General features: G+C 62.4%; 18 protein-coding genes. 8 read left to right on the plus strand and 10 right to left on the minus strand.

Annotated elements, in window-relative coordinates; all coding sequences use genetic code 11:
- Window positions 1–109: 109 nt before the first annotated feature.
- Entirely contained in the window at window positions 110–460 is a 351-nt protein-coding gene (locus tag JET14_RS18345; protein WP_200335407.1) for a flagellar export protein FliJ, read from the minus strand.
- Between the two features lie 433 nt (window positions 461–893).
- Here JET14_RS18345 and ctrA point away from each other — a divergent pair, with 433 nt between their 5' ends.
- Complete coding sequence (ctrA, locus tag JET14_RS18350) at window positions 894–1,595, plus strand: response regulator transcription factor CtrA (protein WP_061449753.1); 702 nt, start codon at window positions 894–896, stop codon at window positions 1,593–1,595.
- A 171-nt stretch (window positions 1,596–1,766) separates the two neighbouring features.
- Here the strand turns inward: ctrA and JET14_RS18355 are convergent, their stop codons facing one another.
- From JET14_RS18355 to chpT, 3 genes are all read right to left on the minus strand, one after another.
- Entirely contained in the window at window positions 1,767–3,161 is a 1,395-nt protein-coding gene (locus JET14_RS18355) for a hypothetical protein (protein WP_200335409.1), read from the minus strand.
- Window positions 3,154–4,362, minus strand: a complete 1,209-nt coding sequence (locus JET14_RS18360) for an efflux RND transporter periplasmic adaptor subunit (RefSeq protein WP_200335411.1) — start codon at window positions 4,360–4,362, stop codon at window positions 3,154–3,156. The genes JET14_RS18355 and JET14_RS18360 overlap by 8 nt, the downstream gene beginning before the upstream one ends.
- Before the next feature lie 171 nt (window positions 4,363–4,533).
- On the minus strand, window positions 4,534–5,175 hold the full coding sequence (gene chpT / locus JET14_RS18365) for a histidine phosphotransferase ChpT (protein ID WP_200335413.1): 642 nt from the start codon (window positions 5,173–5,175) through the stop codon (window positions 4,534–4,536).
- Window positions 5,176–5,380: 205 nt separating this feature from the next.
- Here chpT and JET14_RS18370 point away from each other — a divergent pair, with 205 nt between their 5' ends.
- Together JET14_RS18370 and JET14_RS18375 are read left to right on the plus strand one after the other, a co-directional pair.
- Window positions 5,381–6,001, plus strand: coding sequence for a DUF1134 domain-containing protein (locus JET14_RS18370; protein ID WP_200335415.1), 621 nt, complete (start codon window positions 5,381–5,383; stop codon window positions 5,999–6,001).
- Between the two features lie 13 nt (window positions 6,002–6,014).
- Complete coding sequence (locus JET14_RS18375; protein WP_200335417.1) at window positions 6,015–6,287, plus strand: hypothetical protein; 273 nt, start codon at window positions 6,015–6,017, stop codon at window positions 6,285–6,287.
- A gap of 6 nt (window positions 6,288–6,293) precedes the next feature.
- On the opposite strand, the gene JET14_RS18380 is transcribed toward JET14_RS18375, so the two are convergent.
- Together JET14_RS18380 and JET14_RS18385 are read right to left on the minus strand one after the other, a co-directional pair.
- Window positions 6,294–7,121, minus strand: coding sequence for a TrmH family RNA methyltransferase (locus tag JET14_RS18380; RefSeq protein WP_200335419.1), 828 nt, complete (start codon window positions 7,119–7,121; stop codon window positions 6,294–6,296).
- On the minus strand, window positions 7,121–7,513 hold the full coding sequence (locus JET14_RS18385; protein ID WP_200335421.1) for a hypothetical protein: 393 nt from the start codon (window positions 7,511–7,513) through the stop codon (window positions 7,121–7,123). Before JET14_RS18385 ends, JET14_RS18380 begins: the two co-directional genes overlap by 1 nt.
- 72 nt (window positions 7,514–7,585) lie before the next feature.
- Between JET14_RS18385 and JET14_RS18390 the strand changes: the two genes are divergently transcribed.
- Window positions 7,586–8,611, plus strand: coding sequence for an RluA family pseudouridine synthase (locus JET14_RS18390; protein WP_200335423.1), 1,026 nt, complete (start codon window positions 7,586–7,588; stop codon window positions 8,609–8,611).
- Between the two features lie 174 nt (window positions 8,612–8,785).
- Window positions 8,786–9,703, plus strand: a complete 918-nt coding sequence (rpoH, locus tag JET14_RS18395; protein WP_061449761.1) for an RNA polymerase sigma factor RpoH — start codon at window positions 8,786–8,788, stop codon at window positions 9,701–9,703.
- A 123-nt stretch (window positions 9,704–9,826) separates the two neighbouring features.
- On the opposite strand, the gene JET14_RS18400 is transcribed toward rpoH, so the two are convergent.
- Genes JET14_RS18400 through JET14_RS18410 form a run of 3 tightly spaced genes read right to left on the minus strand, consistent with a single transcriptional unit; the run spans window position 9,827 to window position 13,769 of the window.
- The gene (locus tag JET14_RS18400; protein WP_200335424.1) at window positions 9,827–10,423 is read right to left on the minus strand and encodes a nitroreductase family protein; all 597 of its coding nucleotides are present in this window, start codon (window positions 10,421–10,423) and stop codon (window positions 9,827–9,829) included.
- A 58-nt stretch (window positions 10,424–10,481) separates the two neighbouring features.
- Window positions 10,482–12,419 carry a hypothetical protein gene (locus JET14_RS18405; RefSeq protein WP_200335425.1) on the minus strand — a complete coding sequence of 646 codons (1,938 nt, stop codon included), beginning with the start codon at window positions 12,417–12,419 and terminating at the stop codon, window positions 10,482–10,484.
- 51 nt (window positions 12,420–12,470) lie between these two features.
- Entirely contained in the window at window positions 12,471–13,769 is a 1,299-nt protein-coding gene (locus JET14_RS18410; protein ID WP_200335426.1) for an adenylosuccinate synthase, read from the minus strand.
- Window positions 13,770–13,987: 218 nt separating this feature from the next.
- Between JET14_RS18410 and JET14_RS18415 the strand changes: the two genes are divergently transcribed.
- Both JET14_RS18415 and JET14_RS18420 read left to right on the plus strand, forming a co-directional pair.
- Entirely contained in the window at window positions 13,988–14,878 is an 891-nt protein-coding gene (locus JET14_RS18415) for a DMT family transporter (protein WP_200335427.1), read from the plus strand.
- A gap of 126 nt (window positions 14,879–15,004) precedes the next feature.
- Window positions 15,005–15,805 carry a creatininase family protein gene (locus JET14_RS18420; protein ID WP_200335428.1) on the plus strand — a complete coding sequence of 267 codons (801 nt, stop codon included), beginning with the start codon at window positions 15,005–15,007 and terminating at the stop codon, window positions 15,803–15,805.
- Here the strand turns inward: JET14_RS18420 and JET14_RS18425 are convergent, their stop codons facing one another.
- The gene (locus JET14_RS18425; RefSeq protein ID WP_200335429.1) at window positions 15,806–16,747 is read right to left on the minus strand and encodes a LysR family transcriptional regulator; all 942 of its coding nucleotides are present in this window, start codon (window positions 16,745–16,747) and stop codon (window positions 15,806–15,808) included.
- Between the two features lie 194 nt (window positions 16,748–16,941).
- Here JET14_RS18425 and JET14_RS18430 point away from each other — a divergent pair, with 194 nt between their 5' ends.
- Window positions 16,942–17,949, plus strand: coding sequence for an ABC transporter substrate-binding protein (locus JET14_RS18430; RefSeq protein ID WP_200335431.1), 1,008 nt, complete (start codon window positions 16,942–16,944; stop codon window positions 17,947–17,949).
- Window positions 17,950–17,955 lie beyond the last annotated feature (6 nt).

Raw genomic sequence — 17,955 nt, forward strand, 5'->3', positions numbered from 1 at the left:
CAGCGCTTTCGTTCGCAAGGACGGCAGCGCTTTTTTTGTGTCGCCCGTCAACCAAAAAAGCCGCACCCGGCGGATGCGGCTTTCGCGCGTTCTTTGCGGCGCCAAAGGCTCAGGCGCGTTTGCGGTTCGGTCCTTCCCGCAGCTCCAGCGCAGCGGCGCGCTCGTAATCGATTTCCATCTGCGCGAGCTCGGCTTCGGCGACCGCCTGCTGCTGGCGCAGGTCTGCCACCGAGACGGCGAGATTATCTGCCCGCTGACGGGCGGATTTGGCGAATGTGGAATAGGCGAAATGGGCGGGATCGGAGATCCCGGAACGCTTTTCTTCCGCAGCGATCTGCTGCATGAGCTCGTCCGACATGCGCGCGAACTCATCCATCATCAGTTGCAGTTGCTGTAACTGCCGCTTCTTTTCCTTCACCTGAAACGCCTTGAGACGCAACAGACTGTTTCGTGCCTTCATACGCAAAACTCCCCGGCTGACGAACGCATTGCCGAAAGGCGCCCCCCTTCATGATTTCTGATTCGTTCTCCAGTCCCTGGGAATTGATTAACGAATTCGAAATCCCGGTAACCTTTCATTTACAGTCATCAATGATCATAGGGCGCATCACTTAAGGGTCGGTAAACCGAAAGCGGCAAAAAACCTAAAACTTGCGAGTCGAATGAATCACTTAGCCAGTTTGGTTAATCTTTTTTGTCGGACCCGATGACCTAAAAAACATAATGATTTCAATGATATTCAAATGTTCATTAATGAATTATGTTCGTATTGCCAAAATGAATCAGAATTTGTTAACCATTCAATGGCAGCTTCTAAATCAGGTCATCACTGAGTCCGTATCGCGTCGGGGCGACATCAGACCTTTCATTTGCGGCGGTTCAAGGGGAAAGACATGCGGGTTCTTTTAATCGAAGACGACAGCGCCACGGCTCAGAGCATCGAGCTGATGCTGAAGAGCGAGAATTTCAACGTCTATACGACGGATCTCGGGGAAGAAGGCGTCGACCTCGGCAAGATCTACGACTACGACATCATCCTTCTCGATCTCAACCTTCCCGATATGTCGGGCTATGAAGTGCTGAAAGCGCTTCGGGTTTCGAAGATCGCCACACCGATCCTCATCCTCTCGGGCATGTCCGGCACCGACGACAAGGTGCGCGGCTTCGGTTCCGGCGCCGACGACTACCTGACCAAGCCGTTCCACAAGGAAGAACTGGTCGCGCGCATACACGCCATCGTCCGCCGCTCCAAGGGCCACGCCCAGTCGATCATCACCACCGGCGATCTCTCCGTCAACGTCGATGCCAAGACCGTCGAGGTCGATGGCCAGCGCGTGCATCTGACCGGCAAGGAGTACCAGATGCTCGAGCTTCTTTCGCTCCGGAAAGGCACGACGCTGACCAAGGAAATGTTCCTGAACCATCTCTATGGCGGCATGGACGAGCCGGAACTGAAGATCATCGACGTCTTCATCTGCAAGCTCAGGAAGAAGCTTGCAAACGCCGCCGGCGGCACCAATTTCATCGAGACCGTCTGGGGGCGCGGCTATGTTCTGCGCGAGCCCGACCAGCAGGAAATGCAGAAGCGGGCCTGACCCCTTGATCCTCTCCCCTTCTCTAAAAACGCGGCGCCCGGCGCCGCTTTTTTGTGTCTGGCGCACCGTGCATCCACTCCGACGCGCAAAGGACGCTCCAACGTATTGAAAACACGCACCGCGCTTTCCAAAAATCGATTCCGATTTTCTGGCTGATGCCCTGGCTGAGACCTATTCGCCAGTTGCCTCCGTCACATCGTCCCGCCTTTCGGCCGGCGGCGCGCAGAGCAACCTGAGATCGGCCTTCAGCCTTTCGATCTTGTAGCGGGCTGCGCGGACGTCGGCACGGGCTTTCTCCACATCGTTTGCCGCCGCGCAACGCTCCGTCGGATCGGCGCTCTCCAGCAACGTCCGTGACCGCGCAAGAACGGAGCTTGCCGCGGCCAGTTCGCTTTCGGCCCCCGCGATCCCGAGTTTCAGCGAATCAAAATCGCTCATGAAGGCGCGTCGGTTGTCGCGCGCCGTCAGGATCGTGTCGAGCAGCGTCAGCCGCGCCTGCTGGGTCATGCGCAGCGCATCGCCCTCGTCGATGATCGGCAGGACATAGGAGATCAGGAACTGAAGGTTGAAGCCGCCCGTCTGGGTCATGAAACTCGGGATGGACGTCGTCAGCCTTGTAAAGCGAGACTGGCGCGCGATCGCGAGCTGGGCGGCGGCGGCCTCGACCAGAAGGTCCTCCAGCCGCTTCTTGCCGGAGCGGGCGAAACAGGCATCGGCATCCTCGCTTGTAACCGTCGGATAGTCTTCAAGGGCATCCGTCAGAGAGCGGCCCGGAGCAACCGCGTAGCCGCCCTCTGCAAGACCGGAGAGGCCGAGCAATTCGTCCCGCTTGGAAGCGAGCGAGCGGGAGACCGCCATCGCTTCCCGGCGGGCGGCATCGATCTCGTCCTTCAGCGTCTCAAGCTCCAGGGCGCTCGCATTTCCGAGCGCGACCTCGACCTCCTTGTCATCAACGCGGCATTGCAGGCCCTTCCGCTTGAGCGAGACGCTTTCGCGCTGGAAATCGAGGGCGGTGTAGTCGTTGTAGGTGTCGATCAGATCGCGCGTGGCATTGCGCTGGGCCACCTGGTACTGGACCGGGATGAGGCGGCCGGCGACCTTCACCGTCTTGCGATCGAGCCTCAAAAGGGCGCGCGAAATATCCCAGTTCACGCCGAGCACGATATTGGAAACCCTGTCGGACGCCTCGAAATCGCCGGTAAAGGTCGAAATCTGCCGAGCCTCGGCGCTGATGCGCGGGTAACGGGCGGATTTCACCTTGTCGAGATCGAGCACGGCACGGGCGCGGGCGATGCGCGCGCGCATGAAATCCTTGCCCCTGGCATTCGCATGCGCGAGAAGGTCCGCAGGGCCGAGCGCCGTGCCGTCCTCGGGCGGATCCGGCGGCGGAGCCTCGAGTTCAGCCGCCATCACGTCGATTCGCTGGGCGGTCTCCTTCAACTGGCTCGAGGCGCAGCCCGAAAGAGCGGCGGCTCCGAGAAGGGCAACGCCGGCGAACATGGCGCGGCGGGGGACCGGCCCTGCCCGGGCCTGCGGCTTCGAAAGGGATGCTCTCTGCTTAGTCAAGAACGAAATCACCCGGGTTGAGGCCCGACAGGACGCGGATGTAGTCATCGGATATATCGCCGAGTTCGACCCTGATCAGTTTCTGCTCCTCGCCCTCGTCCTTGCGCACGAAGGTCTGGTCGTTCTTGATCACCACCGCAGAGACCGGCACGGCGGGCTCGGGCCTGACGCTCGGTTTGGCAAAGCGGCAGGTTGCCGTCTGGTTCAAAAGCGCGGGCCCGGCCGGATCGCGAAAGGCCACCTCCACCTCGGTCGAAAGCGCGCCGCGGGCGCGCTCCGCCGGATTTTCCAGCGCGCGAACGGCGGAGATCCCGGCAGATCGCGGCTTGCCGTCATCCTCCGGCGTGACCGTGATCTCGGCGTTGCGCACCAGGCGCATCTCGGCATTGCTGAACTGCAATCGGGCTCCGAGCTGTCCGGGATCGACCAGAAGGGCGAGCCGGTCGCCCTCATCCACAGTCAGCTTGCCGTCGACGGCCGTGGTGGTCTCGACATCGACCAGCCGGCCGGCGGCCGTTGCCCTGACGACGGCATTGTCGAGCTTTTCCTCCGCCTCTGCGAGCGCGTTCTCGCGCTTGCGGACATCGTGGGTCAGGCGGATAATCTCAAGGTCCGCTTCCTGACGTTCCAGCGCGTTCACGCGCCGCTCGCGCTCAAGGGCGGCATCCGCTTCGTTCAGCTTGCGCCGGGCTTCCTGATAGCGCCCCAGCGCCAAGCGACCCTGCCCGTAAAGTCGTTTCATCTCTGCGTACTGGTCGGCCAGATAGTCCCGCGCCGCCGCCTTTTCCGCCTCGTCGAGGCTGTGGATGGCGCGGGTGTTTTCCCGGTAGGATCCGGAACGGTAGTCAAGCCGCGCTCTCATGTAGTCAAGGTCGAGGCGGATCTCCTCGGCACGCCGTTCCAGCGCCTCGGTGTCGTAACGCGCGATGACATCGCCCGGTGCCACCTCGCGGCCATCGGCGACGTCGAGCGTCAGACGTCCGGAGACGGGTGCGACCACCGAGACCGGCTGTCCAAAACCGATCTTGCAGCTGCGAAGGATCTCCTCGGGGAAGGGCCGCATCTCGACAGGCACGCGTCGCGCCTTTCGGGACGGATCGGCAACGGCGATCTGGTAGGTCTGGTCCGCCAGGGCAGAGCCCGGCACAAAGGCGACAAGCGCCCCTGCTGCGAAGACCAGCGCGAATTTGACGAAGGACACGGCAGGCTCCCTCGGAAACTGACGGAACGTCGGTGATCTCGATTCTCACTCGAAACGCCGGACCAACGATTTTGTTTCGGCGCTTCACTGCGCATGAAAAGTGAAGGCAAAGCGTGACGAAAATGGGATCGCCGCCTGCTGCAGCGCAAAATTATGGTACAAGCGAAGCGCTCAGACCGCCGGCTTCGCCTCGAACACCACCTCGCCCTCATTGACGACGAACTCGACCGACATGCCGGATTCCTCGGCCAGAAGCGCGGTGTAATAGGGCTGGACATTGTGCGAGGTGATCGGATCCTCCATCACCCCGCCATAGATTCGGGCGAAGTCGGTCGGCATCTGCACATAAGGCCCGCGCGCACGGATGATGAAGGCGAAGATGTCGCCGGCCGAATCAAGCCCGACATCGATCGTGCCGCCGCGCGGAATGGTCGACTGGGCGACGAGAAACAGGTTGAGGAGCAGCTTCACCCGGTCCTTCGGCGCATTGAGGCGCGGGCCGGTCCAGTTGAGCGTCACCCGCTTTCCGAGCCCGATCAACTCGCGCGCCGCTGTCTCGGCCTCGCCGGTATCGAGCGGGGATTGCAGCGTGCCCGATGCGCCGAAGGCGATCCGGGCGAATTTCAGGTGCACGGTAGCGCTCAGTGTGCTCTGGCGGATGAGGTGCAGCGCCTCCTCGTCCATGCCGCCCTCGTCCAGAAGTTCCAGCCCGTTTCCGGCGGCCCCGATGGGATTGACCACATCATGGCAGATGCGGCTTGCCAGGAGCGCGGCGAGGTCGGCGCCGCTCAGCTTCAGATTTGGATTTTTCATCGGTTCAGACTTCCTTACTATTGGACCGGATGCCTGGCCATTGACCCTGCAAAGCCGCATTCAGGGAAAATCGCCACATTTGGTAAATCCATTGTTAAGAGGTCGTGCTCACAATGGCGGCGGGCTCCACGCTTGCCACATTCACAGAAAAAGGCAATGGCAGAGGGCCCCGGTCATGCCAGAAAGCAACAGGAATGGAACCGCCATGCTCGCTCGAACGTTTTTGAGGCCCGCCTCGGCCCTCCTTTTCGCCCTGCTCCTGCTGACGGCGTTTGGCACGCTTGAGACACATGCCCAGACTCAGCCGCAGCAACCGCCGGCCGCCGTCCAGCCGCAGCAAAACGGCGGCTTTACCGCCGACGAGGTGATCGACGCCGGCAACAACTTCTTCGGCTCCGCCAGTTCCGGCCTCGCGACGGCCCTTCAGAATGCCTTTTCCAAATACGGTCTGCCGAACGGCTATATTCTCGGCTCGGAAGGCTCGGGCGCCTTCATCGCCGGGCTGACCTATGGCGAAGGCCAGCTCAACACCAAGAATGCCGGCATGCACAAGGTTTTCTGGCAAGGCCCCTCGCTCGGCATCGATTATGGCGGCGACGGCTCGCGGGTGATGATGCTCGTCTATAACCTGCCCTCGATCCCCGACCTTTACCGCCGCTATGGCGGCGTTTCGGGCTCTGCCTATGTGATTGCCGGCTTCTCCATGCAGGTTTATACCAACCGCAACATCGTTCTTGTGCCCGTGCGCTCCGGCGTCGGTGCCCGCCTCGGTGTCAATGTCGGTTATCTGAAACTGACCCAGAAGCCCACCTGGAATCCCTTCTGAGCGGAGAAGCGGCTTGGCGGTTGAGCCTGAAACACGAAAGCGCGAAATCGAGGCGCGCTATGCCGCGCTTTGCGCGCGGGTGGAAGCGGCCGCCGGCGCGCCCGGCGAAGACGCGGCGCTCAGGGAGGCCTTCGCCGAACTCGCGGCGATGATGATCGCCTACGCGCACGATACCGGCGCGGAAAAGGCGATCCTGGCAGCCCTTTCGCGCGACGGGGAGCGCAGCGGCAGCGGCCGGCTGAGCCTTGCCGCCCGGGCGCTGCAACTGATTGAAGAGAACGACTGACGCCGATCAGCCGATGCGGCCGGTCGAAAGCGCGATCTGATAGAGCGCGATCCCGGCGGCGGTCGCGACATTGAGGCTGTCAAGCCCCGGCGATTGCGGGATACGCACCGGCCGAAAGGCCTCGAGAATCCTTGCAGGCAACCCCTCCCCCTCCGTGCCCAGCACCAGCGCCGTGCGGCTTGCAGGCGGCAGCGCATTGAGCGCCGTCCGCCCGGAAGGCGAGAGGGTGACCACCTGAAACCCCGCCCCATCCAGCGCCGTCAGGAGGTCTTCGGCGCTGCCGCCCCGGCTCCACGGCATCTTCAGAACCGAACCGACCGAGACCCTGAGCGCCTTTCGGTAGAGCGGATCGCAGGAGGTCGCATCGAGCAGCACGGCATCGGCGCCAAAGGCGGTGGCGTTGCGGAAAATCGCGCCGGCATTGTCATGGTTGGAAAGGCCGATGGCGACGGCGACGAGCGCCGTTTCGCCAAGTTTCGCGATGACCTCCGCGGCCGTCGGCGGTTCCCGCACGCGGCCAAGTGCCAGCACGCCGCGATGCATGTCGAAGCCGGCGATCGCGTTCATCACCGCCGCGTCACAAACATAGACCGGGATGTCGCCCGGAAAGCTCGACAGCACATCGGCAATGCCCGCGAGCCGGTTTTCCAGCACCAGAATGCGGTCGGCGAGGAAACGCCCCTTACCATGCGCTTCCGCCAGAACCCTCAGCACCACCGTGCCCTCGGCGATGAACAACCCGCGACGGCCGACCAGATCCTTCTCCCTTATGGCGCGGAAGGGCGCAATGCGCAGGTCTTCGGCATTCCGGATCGTGATCGGGCTTGCCGCCATCAGTCGAAGCGGATCTCGACATCGGCGGCCATGCGGCCGGAATTGAGATCGAAGAGATAGAAGGTCTGCTCGCCGTTTTCTTTCTGGCCGTAGATCAGCGCCTGGCCATTGCCATAGCTGATATCGGCGATCTGAAAGCCGCGCGGCAGCGTTGCGGTCAGCGCCCGCGGCGCATCCGCCGGCACGATCGCGCCGGACGATGTCGCGGCGGCCTGCTCGTCCGGGGCTTCTGCGAAGACCTTGTAGAGAACAGCGCCGAAAACGGCCATCAGCGAAACGATCATGATCAGCGCGGAAATGATCTGCAGCCGCAGCATGCGCCGCCGCACCAGTTCGACGGCCGGATCAAGCGGCTGTTCTTCTTCCTGGTATTCGTTACGATGTTGCGACATTGTCCATTGCTCCGCGGGATTGTTTGGCATAAAAGCGCCAGTCTCGCACCTGTGCTTTCAAAAAACACCCAGATGACAGACGACCCCTTTAAACAAACCGAGGCCAATAGAAAAGTGCTTCTCGTTCCCGATGGCACGAAAGAACGCCTCGACGCCTTCGTGGCGCGGCAGATGGGCGACGGCGTGTCGCGCACGCGCATCAAGGCGCTGATCGGCAAGGGGGCCGTCACGATCGACGGGACGCCGGCGACCGAACCGAGCCGCAAGGTCACGCCCGGAACGACAATCACCGTCATCGTGCCGGAAGCCGAAGAGGCCGAGCCGGAAGGCGAGGACATTCCGCTCGATATCCTTTTCGAGGACGATGACATCATCGTCATCAACAAGCAGGCCGGCCTCGTCGTCCACCCCGGCGCCGGCAACTGGACCGGAACGCTGGTCAACGCGCTGATCTATCATTGCGGCGACACGCTCTCCGGCATCGGCGGAGTCAAGCGGCCGGGCATCGTCCACCGGCTCGACAAGGATACGACCGGCGTGATGATCGTGGCGAAGAGCGATGCCGCCCACCAGGCGCTCGCCGCGCAATTCGCCGACCACGGCCGCACCGGTCCGCTCCAGCGCGCCTACAAGGCGCTGATCTGGGGTCGACCCCGCAATCTGCACGGCACGATCGACGCGCCGCTCGGCCGCGCCTCCGACCGCATTCGCCGCGCCGTCAAATCAAGAGACAGCGCCGATGCCGATTTCGCCATCACGCACTACAATGTCGAGCAGCGTTTCGGCGAGAAACCGGACGGAACGGCGCTGGCAAGCCTTGTCGAATGCCGTCTGGAGACGGGCCGCACCCATCAGATCCGCGTCCACATGGCCCATATCGGCCACCCGCTGATCGGCGACAATCTCTACGGTTCCGGCTTCAAGACCAAGGCCAATCTTCTCGAGGAACCGGCGCAATCGCTGGTGCGCGGCTTTCCCCGCCAGGCCCTGCACGCAGCGCTTCTCGTTATTGAACACCCGGCAACGGGCGCGGAAATGCGGTTCGAAGCGGCCCTCCCCGCAGATATGAGCGAACTCAGCGCGGCATTCGACCGATAACCGGAACATTCCAGTGAATGGAGTGTTTACCGTTCGAATACCTTGAAACACGAGATTGCCATAATTAAATCCCGGTTTCCCTTCATGACATCATTGTCCGGTTTGCGGGGTGAGAGCCCCGCCGGAACAGCATGTCTCTCCAGGGAAGGGTCAGTTACCTAAGGGGGTAGAGCAGTGGCCAATACATTACCCAGCATTCGCGCCGGAGAAAACGGCCTCAACCGGTATCTTGAGGAAATCCGCAAGTTCCCGATGCTGGAGCCGCAGGAAGAATACATGCTCGCCAAGCGCTATCAGGAGCATGACGACCGCAATGCCGCCCACAAGCTGGTGACGAGCCATCTGCGCCTCGTCGCCAAGATCGCCATGGGCTATCGCGGCTACGGCCTGCCGATCGGCGAAGTTGTCTCGGAAGGCAATGTGGGCCTGATGCAGGCGGTGAAGAAATTCGATCCGGAGCGCGGATTCCGGCTTGCCACCTATGCCATGTGGTGGATCAAGGCCTCGATCCAGGAATATATCTTGCGTTCGTGGTCGCTCGTCAAAATGGGCACGACCGCCAACCAGAAACGCCTGTTCTTCAACCTGCGCCGGCTGAAAGGCAAGATCCAGGCGATCGAGGACGGCGATCTCAATCCCGACCAGGTGAGCGAAATCGCCACCAAGCTGAATGTCAGCGAGGAAGAGGTCGTGTCGATGAACCGCCGGCTTTCCGGCGATGCCTCGCTCAACGCGCCGATCCGCGCGACGGAAGGTGAGAGCGGGCAGTGGCAGGACTGGCTTGTCGACGAGAACGACAGCCAGGAAGACATCCTGATGAACCAGGATGAGCTGGAGAACCGTCGCGACATGCTCGCTTCGGCAATGAACGTGCTGAACGACCGTGAAAAGCGGATTTTCGTCGCGCGCCGGCTCTCGGAAGACCCGGAAACGCTGGAATCGCTTTCAGGCGAGTTCAACATCTCGCGCGAGCGCGTGCGCCAGATCGAGGTCCGCGCCTTCGAAAAGGTGCAGGATGCCGTCCAGAAACAGGTTGCCGCCAGCGCCCGCGCCGTGCGGGCCGTGCGTGACGGTAATGACGCTTCGGAATAATGGCACCTCGCGGCTGGGCGCGGGCGCCCGGCCGCGCAAAAACGCCTGAACATGAGAACGCCCTGCGTCGCAAAGCGCGGGGCGTTCTGCGTGCCGAGGCGACGATGACGGGCCGGGACCGTTTCACGAGCCTTCTGGCGCAGCAAACCCGAGACAGAGCAGCGCAAGAGGCTGAAGCGGTGCCGGCAGCGAGAGAACGCCTGCCGTGGCCTCATCATCAAAGCCCCCGACGATAACGCTTCCCAGACCTTCTCCCACCGCCTGAAGCTGGATATTCTGCGCCGCCGCGCCCGCCTCCAGATAGATATACCGCGCGCCGCGCGCGCCACAGGGCGGCTGGTCGGCAAAGGCCCTCGCCGGGCCCGCCATGTCGGCGCAGATGGCGATTATGCACGGTGCCTCCGCAATCCATTCAGGGTTGCCGATCGCCGCATCGCAAAGAGCCGGACGCAGGTCGGCGCCATCGACCGTTTTCAGGCCGGACCCCTCCGGAGCAAGGGCGTAAAGGCCGCACTCAAGACCGGCAACCCTGGCTGCCAGAACAAACAGGCGCAGCGGGTATAGCGCATGCGCGGACGGAGTTGTTCTCTTGCCGTCTTCACCGGACCTGCCTTGGGCCGCCCACAGGATTTTTTCGAGCGATGGCAAAGGTATCGCGCGTTCCGCGAACGTGCGAACCGAGCGCCTTTCGGCGAGAGCCTGTGCAAGCGTGATGTCCATCTGTCCGGCTCCCCGTTATAGGGACGCGATCGGCCTTTCAAGCTACAGGAAAATCGCGTCAGTTGCCGCCGTTGATATCCCCGAGCGCCTGCCATTCCTGGATGGCGCGATCGAAGATCGCCATGCCGGTCGTGCCCTTTTCAAGCGTCAGCAGCGCCCGGCGGCCATTGCGGTAGGTGACCGGAATGTCGATCCAGTTGCGGTCGCCCAGAAGCGCGAGGTTCTGCGAACGCGCCTGATCGAAATCGTTGAGCGCCAGCATATAGAGATCATCGGTAATCTTGGCGGAAACCGCAATCAGCGGATCGCCGCGCGCGGCTTCCGTGCCCTTCATCGAGATGCGCTGTACATTGTCGATCCCGCCGCCCTCGAAATTCTCGTCAAGCGTGAAAGCGATATCGATAAGGTGGCTTGCGGGCAGCGAGGGATCGTCATTGCGGCGGAAGGTCAAGACGCCGGTAAGCCCGGCTTCGGGCACGCTCATGATGCCCTCGACCACCGGTTCGGAAACGGCCGTGCCGGTGTTTTCCTGCTTGAGTTCCCACTCGACGGTGCCCTGGTAGGCAGAGGGCACCGACTGGCCGAGCTGCTCCTCGTAGAGATACATTTTCTGGGCGGCCCCCACCGGCGGCGCAGGCTCGGCCGTCTGCGTCGCCGAGGCCGTCTCGGCAGGCGTCGAGGACGATGTCTGGTTGGCGACCGAACGAGCGGGACCGGAGGCAGCGCTTTCTGCCGGAAGGCCCTCGTCAACCTCGGTGCCGTCAGGCAGAAGCCGTTGGGTGAAAGGCTTGAGGTTTTCAGCCGTTTCCGTCTCCTCCGGCTCCGGCGATGGTGTATCCGGCGTTTCGGCGGGCGCGGTCTCGGCAGTCTGCTGCTGGTCGGCCGGCGAAATCGCGGCGACTATGCGCGCACGGTTGTCCCAGGCGAAGTAACCGCCGACGACCAGGATCAACGCGACGATAACCGCGCCTGCGATCAGGACGATCTTGCGCCTTCCGCCCGTTTCGGCCTCGTCGTCACCGCGGTGTTCGGCGGGGCCGCCGGCCATTTCATCGAAATCATCGAAGCCGGCACCCGGCTCCTCCGGTTCAAGCCCGAGCAGGCTGTCGACATGCGCCCAGTCCTTTTCCGGCACCGACCGGCGCGGCGGCGGCGGAGCGGGTTCGAACGCACCGGCCCTCGCCGTCGTCGCCTCGAATTCCCAGTCATCGACCGGCGAGCGCCGCGCGTCATCCTCCCACGCCTCGGGATCCTCGTCGGGCTCGACGATGACGGTTCCGGCATCGGTCTCGACAGGCTCGTCGGTCACATCATAGCTATAGGCCTCTTCGTCCTCTACCTCATCCTCATGGTCGACCCGGTCCGGCGTGTGAACGTGTTCGAAGGTCGCGCCGTGCAGCAGGCCTTGCGGGCCAGGGGGCGGCGCGTCATTGACATCGCCTGCGCTCTCTTCGTCTGCAGCGTCGTCAAGAACATGTTCTGCAGGCGCGTCGGCCCGAACGGACACATCCCCATGATCGTCCTCGTCCGCAGCCTGCCGCGCCTCTTCCCCATCATGGCGCCGGTCCCTATACTGCTCGTCTTCGCGGTAGGCTGCGTCGAAAGCCTCCCGCTCATCGGCGGGCTCAAAGGCCTCTTCCTCGCGATACCCCTCTTCGGGCGCGTAAGCGGTCCGCTCCTCGGGCCCGGACGCAGGCTCGGATGCCGGCATGTCCTCCGGCGGTGCCTCATAACGTTCCTCGGCAACCGGTTCTTCGCCGGTCACATCATCGGCCGGCGGCAGGGCTTCGGCGAATTCGCTCTCGACCTCGGCGATTGCCGCGTCGATCTTGTCGATCTGCCGTTTGATCAGCGCTTCCGGCGGGGGTGGAGACATGTTCTCCATCTGCCGGATGACGGCGGAGCGCGCCTTCTCGTAAACGCGCGCGCGCAACTCCGGAGACTGTTCCGGAAGGCCCTCGACGGCACGTCGAATGACTGCTGTGAAATCCGCCATTTATTACCCCTATTGTGCGGGTTATTCCCGCAACAATACTATGATTTTTGCTTAATCCTCAAACGGATCGGTCACAAGAATGGTGTCCTCGCGCTCAGGACTTGTGGATAGAAGCGCGATTGGTGCGCCAATCAGCTCCTCAACCTGCCGTACGTATTTTACGGCCTGCGCGGGAAGGTCTGCCCATTTGCGCGCGCCGACGGTTGATTCCTTCCAGCCCTCCAGCGTGATGTAGACCGGTTTGACGCGCGCCTGCGCGCCCTGGCTGGCCGGCAGCGCCTCGATCCGCTCGCCGTCAAGCTCATAGGCAACGCAAATCTTCAGTTCGTCGAGACCGTCCAGAACATCGAGCTTGGTCAGCGCGATGCCGGTGATGCCGTTGGTGGCGACGGCCTGACGCACCAGCACGGCGTCGAACCAGCCGCAGCGGCGCTGACGGCCGGTGACCGTGCCGAATTCGTGGCCGCGTTCGCCGAGGAATTGTCCGACCTCGTCATGGAGCTCGGTCGGGAATGGCCCCTCGCCGACGCGGGTCGTATAGGCCTTGGTGATGCCGAGCACATATTCGAGCGCGCCCGGGCCCATGCCGGAACCGGCTGCGGCCTGGCCGGCAACCGTATTCGATGAGGTCACGAAAGGATAGGTGCCGTGGTCAATGTCGAGCAGCGTGCCCTGCGCGCCTTCGAACAGGATGCGCGCGCCGGCGCGGCGCTTCTTGTCCAGGAGCAGCCAGACGGTCTCGCGGAAGGGCAGCACCTTGTCGGCGATCGAGGTCAGTTCGTCCATGATTGCCGCATGCTCGATTTCGGCCACGCCGAAACCGCGTCTCAGCGCGTTGTGATGGGTGAGAAGACGGTCGACCTTGGCCGGCAGGGTTTCGAGATTGGCCAGATCCATCAGTCGGATCGCCCGACGGCCCACCTTGTCCTCGTAGGCCGGGCCGATGCCGCGCCGCGTGGTGCCGATCTTGGTGCCGGAATTGGAAGCGGCGTCCTCGCGCATGCCGTCAAGCTCGCGATGCAGCGACAGGATCAGCGTCGCGTTGTCGGCAATCCGCAGATTGTCGGGTGAAATCGAAACGCCCTGCGCCTCCAGCCGTCCGATTTCGGCGATCAGCGCGTGCGGGTCGACGACCACGCCATTGCCGATGACGGCAAGCTTGCCTTCGCGCACGACGCCCGAGGGCAGAAGCGACAGCTTGTAGCTGACGCCGTCGATCACCAGGGTGTGGCCGGCATTGTGGCCGCCCTGATAGCGCACCACGATATCCGCGCGCTCGGACAACCAGTCGACGATCTTGCCCTTGCCTTCATCGCCCCATTGCGAGCCGACCACTACAACATTTGTCATTTTACCTACCTAGAAACCATGCCTTGCCTGCGGCTGAACCGCAGCATCTATAACCATCCACGACCTATATTGCGATCCCCCCGGCCCGCAAGCCCGCAAAATTTTCACGTGACAGCAACGGCGACGACGCTTTAAGGCGGGAACGCCTCAAAAAACACCATCCCATTTTCCTTCGCGAAACATGAACCAGGGATGAGCCAATAACAGGGACTGTGGCCATGCAATGGCGAGCCTACATTCTTTTGACCATAACCACGCTTTTTTGGGGCGGAAACCTGACCGTCGGCAAGCTCGCCGTCGGTCATGTGTCGCCGATGGTGATGAATTCGTTTCGCTGGGGCATTGCGGCGCTGGTGATTTCGGCCTTTTCCATGCCGCAATTCAAGCGGGACTGGCCGGTGATCCGCAAGAACTGGCCGCTTCTCTTCGCCTACGGCGCGGTTGGCTTCGCCGCCTTCAACGCCTTCCTCTATTCCGGCCTTCGCTTCACCTCCGCCATTAACAGCGCGATCGACCAGGCGGCCATACCGCTGCTGATCTTCGTCTTGAACTTCCTGTTCTTCCGCGTGCGCGCCTCGGCGGCCCAGCTTGCGGGCTTCGCGCTCACGCTTGCCGGCGTCGCCGTTACGGTTTCCCACGGCGAGCTTTCGCGCCTGCTCGCGCTTGAGATCAATTTCGGCGATTTTCTCGTGCTGATGGCGGTGCTGTGCTATTCGCTCTATACCGTCAGCCTGCGCTACAAGCCCGCGCTTGACTGGCGGGCCATGGCCATGGCCTGTTTCTTCGGCGCCTTCCTCGCCTCCCTGCCGATGGTGGCCTCGGAGGCGGCGCTCGGCCTTGCCATGCTGCCGCATGACCTGACCGGTTTCGGCGTCATCATCTTCATCGGCCTTTTCCCTTCCCTCGTCTCGCAGGTGCTTTTCATCCGCGGCGTGGAGCTGATCGGCCCGAACCGGGCAGGGCTCTTCATCAACCTGATCCCGGTCTTCGGCACCATCCTTGCGGTCGTCGTCCTCGGCGAAAGTCCGGAGGGCTTCCATGCCGTTGCCTTCGCGCTTGCCATCGGCGGCATCGCGCTTGCGGAATGGGGCAAACCAAAGACCCCTTGAGAGCGCACACAAAAAGGCAGCAGACGGAACACAAATCGATGCTTTTGCCTGCATGATGTTTTTCCTACACCTGTGTTGAAGCCGCCCGAAGGGTGCGGCGGGGAACAGCAAGACAGGTTGATCGACATGGCCAAGCGCTTCTATTGGAATGAACTGACGAGCCCGGAATTCAGCGCTCTGGACCCGGCGACCACCGTCGCTATCCTGCCGCTCGCCTCCACCGAACAGCACGGACCGCATCTTCCGGTCGCGACCGATGTCGCCATCGCCCAGGGCATGCTCGACACGCTCAAGGAAAACCTGCCCGAAGAGCTCGACGTGCTGGTCCTGCCCGTCCAGGAAATCGGCAAGGCCAATGAGCATATCCACGGCCCCGGAACACTCTCCTTCGGCGCGGACCTCCTGATCCCCGCATGGACGACGATCGGCGAAAAGGTCGCCGCGGCCGGCCTGCGCAAGATCATCATGGTCAACAGCCATGGCGGCAATCTCGACATCATGAGCATCGTCTCGCGGGAAATGCGCGTGCGCTTCAACATGGTCGCCGTTGCCACCCAATGGGCGCGTTTCGGCTCGCCCGACGGCATGATCAGCGAGGAAGAACGCACCTACGGCATTCACGGCGGCGAGGTCGAGACCTCGCTGATGCTCCACTTCCGTCCGGAACTGGTCAGGATGGAACATGCCGAAAACTTCGTGTCGCTGGCCAAATGGCAGAAGGAAAACACCCGCCGCCTGCAGCCGACGCCGCCCAATGCGCTGGCCTGGATCGCCCATGATCTCAACCCCAAGGGGGCGCTCGGCAATGCCGCGATCGCGACGGCGGAAAAGGGCGCGGCCATCGCGCAACACCAGGTCGGGGGCTTCATCGAACTGATCGAGGATGTCGTCGCCTACCCGCTCGACAAGCTTTATACGCCGGCGTGATCAACCCGGCGACGGCGGCAGGTGATGGCGTTGCTGCAGCGTGTCGATGATGGCGGAGAGCTCTTTCAGCAGATAATCGACGAACAGGCTGCTTGCCGCATCGAGCGGCGCGCGGGCGCGTGAAAAGAGTTTCATCGGCTGGTGGCGCACATGCGGATCGGCGAGCGGGCGGAAGGCCAGTTCGCCGCGCTGGCATTCGACATAGACATCGAGCGGATTGAGGAAGGTCAGCCCCGTTCCCCGCTTGACCAGGCCTTTCAGCATTTCCGACGCATTGGTCTCCACCACCGGCTCGATCGGCAGGGACAAGGGCGACAGCGCCAGATTGATGACATGGCGCAGGCTGGTGCCCGGCTGGGCGAGCACCAGCGGCTCCTGCACGACGTCGGAGACATTGACGCGCTCTTCCCGCGCGAGGCGATGACCGGGCGGCATCACGGCGCCGATCGGCACGTCGAAGGAGGCAAGCGTGCGGATGCCCGGCGTCGGCGGAATGTTGAAGCCAAGGCCGAGATCGACGTCGCCGGTCAGCACATTGGCGATCGTCGTGGTGCCGCCATCGGATCTGAGATGAATGCGGATCCTTGGATTTTCATCAACGAAACGGGCGATGATATCCGGCAGCGGACCGGCGGCGAGTCCGACGGTCGCGACCAGCGTCACCTTGCCCGCCTGTGGCATTTTCAGCGCGCGGATACGCGATTCCAGCTTCTCATAGCCCTTCAGCACCTCGCGGATATGCTCCACGCACATCTCGCCGGCCGCCGTCAGCCGCAGACCACGGGGCAGCCGCTCGAACAGCGGCGCGCCGAATTCCTCTTCCAGGGCAAGGATTTGCCGGTTCACGGCGGATGAGGCGACATTCAGCCGCTGGGCGGCCTTGCGGATCGACCCGCAACGGGCGATCTCGTCGATATATTGCAGTTTCCTGGAATGAAGCATGGGCGTAGACTCACAGCTGCCGGACCCCTGCGCTGACCAAATTTTGCGCAGTTCGACTACAATTATAACAATCGCGCCGGCTGTGCAAAAAAAGCATCAATGCGGACGAAAATTGATGCTTCTCAAACAGCGGTGAAGCCGCTCAAATGCAATAATCTGAAAGCTTCACGACGAAAAGCGAAGGGGAATAGCTTATGTCGAATACCTCAAAGACCGCCGCGCTCGCCGGCGCTGCCTTCATGGCAGCGGCCGCCACGCCCGCCTTTGCGCTGGACGAGGTCTCCTATGGCACCAACTGGCTGGCGCAGGCCGAGCATGGCGGTTTCTACCAGGCCGTCGCCGACGGCACATACGAGAAATACGGCCTGGACGTCACCATCGTGCAGGGCGGCCCGCAGGCGGCCAACCGCGCGCTCCTGATCGCCGGCAAGGTCGATTTCTACATGGGCTCGCCCCAGGGCGAGCTTGACGCCGTCGTCGAGGATATTCCGCTCATCGATGTCGCCGCCATCTTCCAGAAGGACCCGCAGATCCTGATGGCCCATCCCGACCAGGGGATCGAGGAATTCGCCGATCTCGCCAAGCTGCCGACGATCTTCATGGGCAAAGACGGTTTCCTGTCCTACTTCCAGTGGATGAAAGCCAATTTCGACGGCTTCGACGATGCCCAGTACAAGCCCTATACCTTCAACCCGGCGCCCTTTATCGCCGATCCGCAGTCGGCCCAGCAGGGTTATCTCACCTCCGAGCCCTATTCGGTCGAGAAGGAAGCCGGCTGGTCGCCGAAGGTCTTCCTGCTCGCCGACAGCGGCTATTCGCCCTATTCGACGATGATCACCGCGCAGAAGAAGCTGGTCGAGGAAAACCCGGATCTCGTCCAGCGTTTCGTCGATGCCTCGATCGAAGGCTGGTACAACTATCTCTACGGCGACAACACCGCTGCCAACGAACTGATCAAGGCCGACAATCCGGAAATGACGGACGAGCAGATCGCCTATTCCATCGAAAAGATGAAGGAATACGGCATCGTCGTTTCCGGCGACGCGGATGAAGGCGGCATCGGCTGCATCACCGACGCCCATTACAAGACCTTCTTCGACGACATGGTCGACATCGGCCTTTTCGAAGCTGATCTCGACTACACGAAGGCCTACACGACCGCGTTCGTCTGCAAGGGCGTCGGCATGGACCTGCTGAAATAGGCATCC

The sequence above is a fragment of the Martelella lutilitoris genome (assembly GCF_016598595.1).
In the GTDB taxonomy this organism is placed as follows: Bacteria; Pseudomonadota; Alphaproteobacteria; order Rhizobiales; family Rhizobiaceae; genus Martelella; species Martelella lutilitoris_A.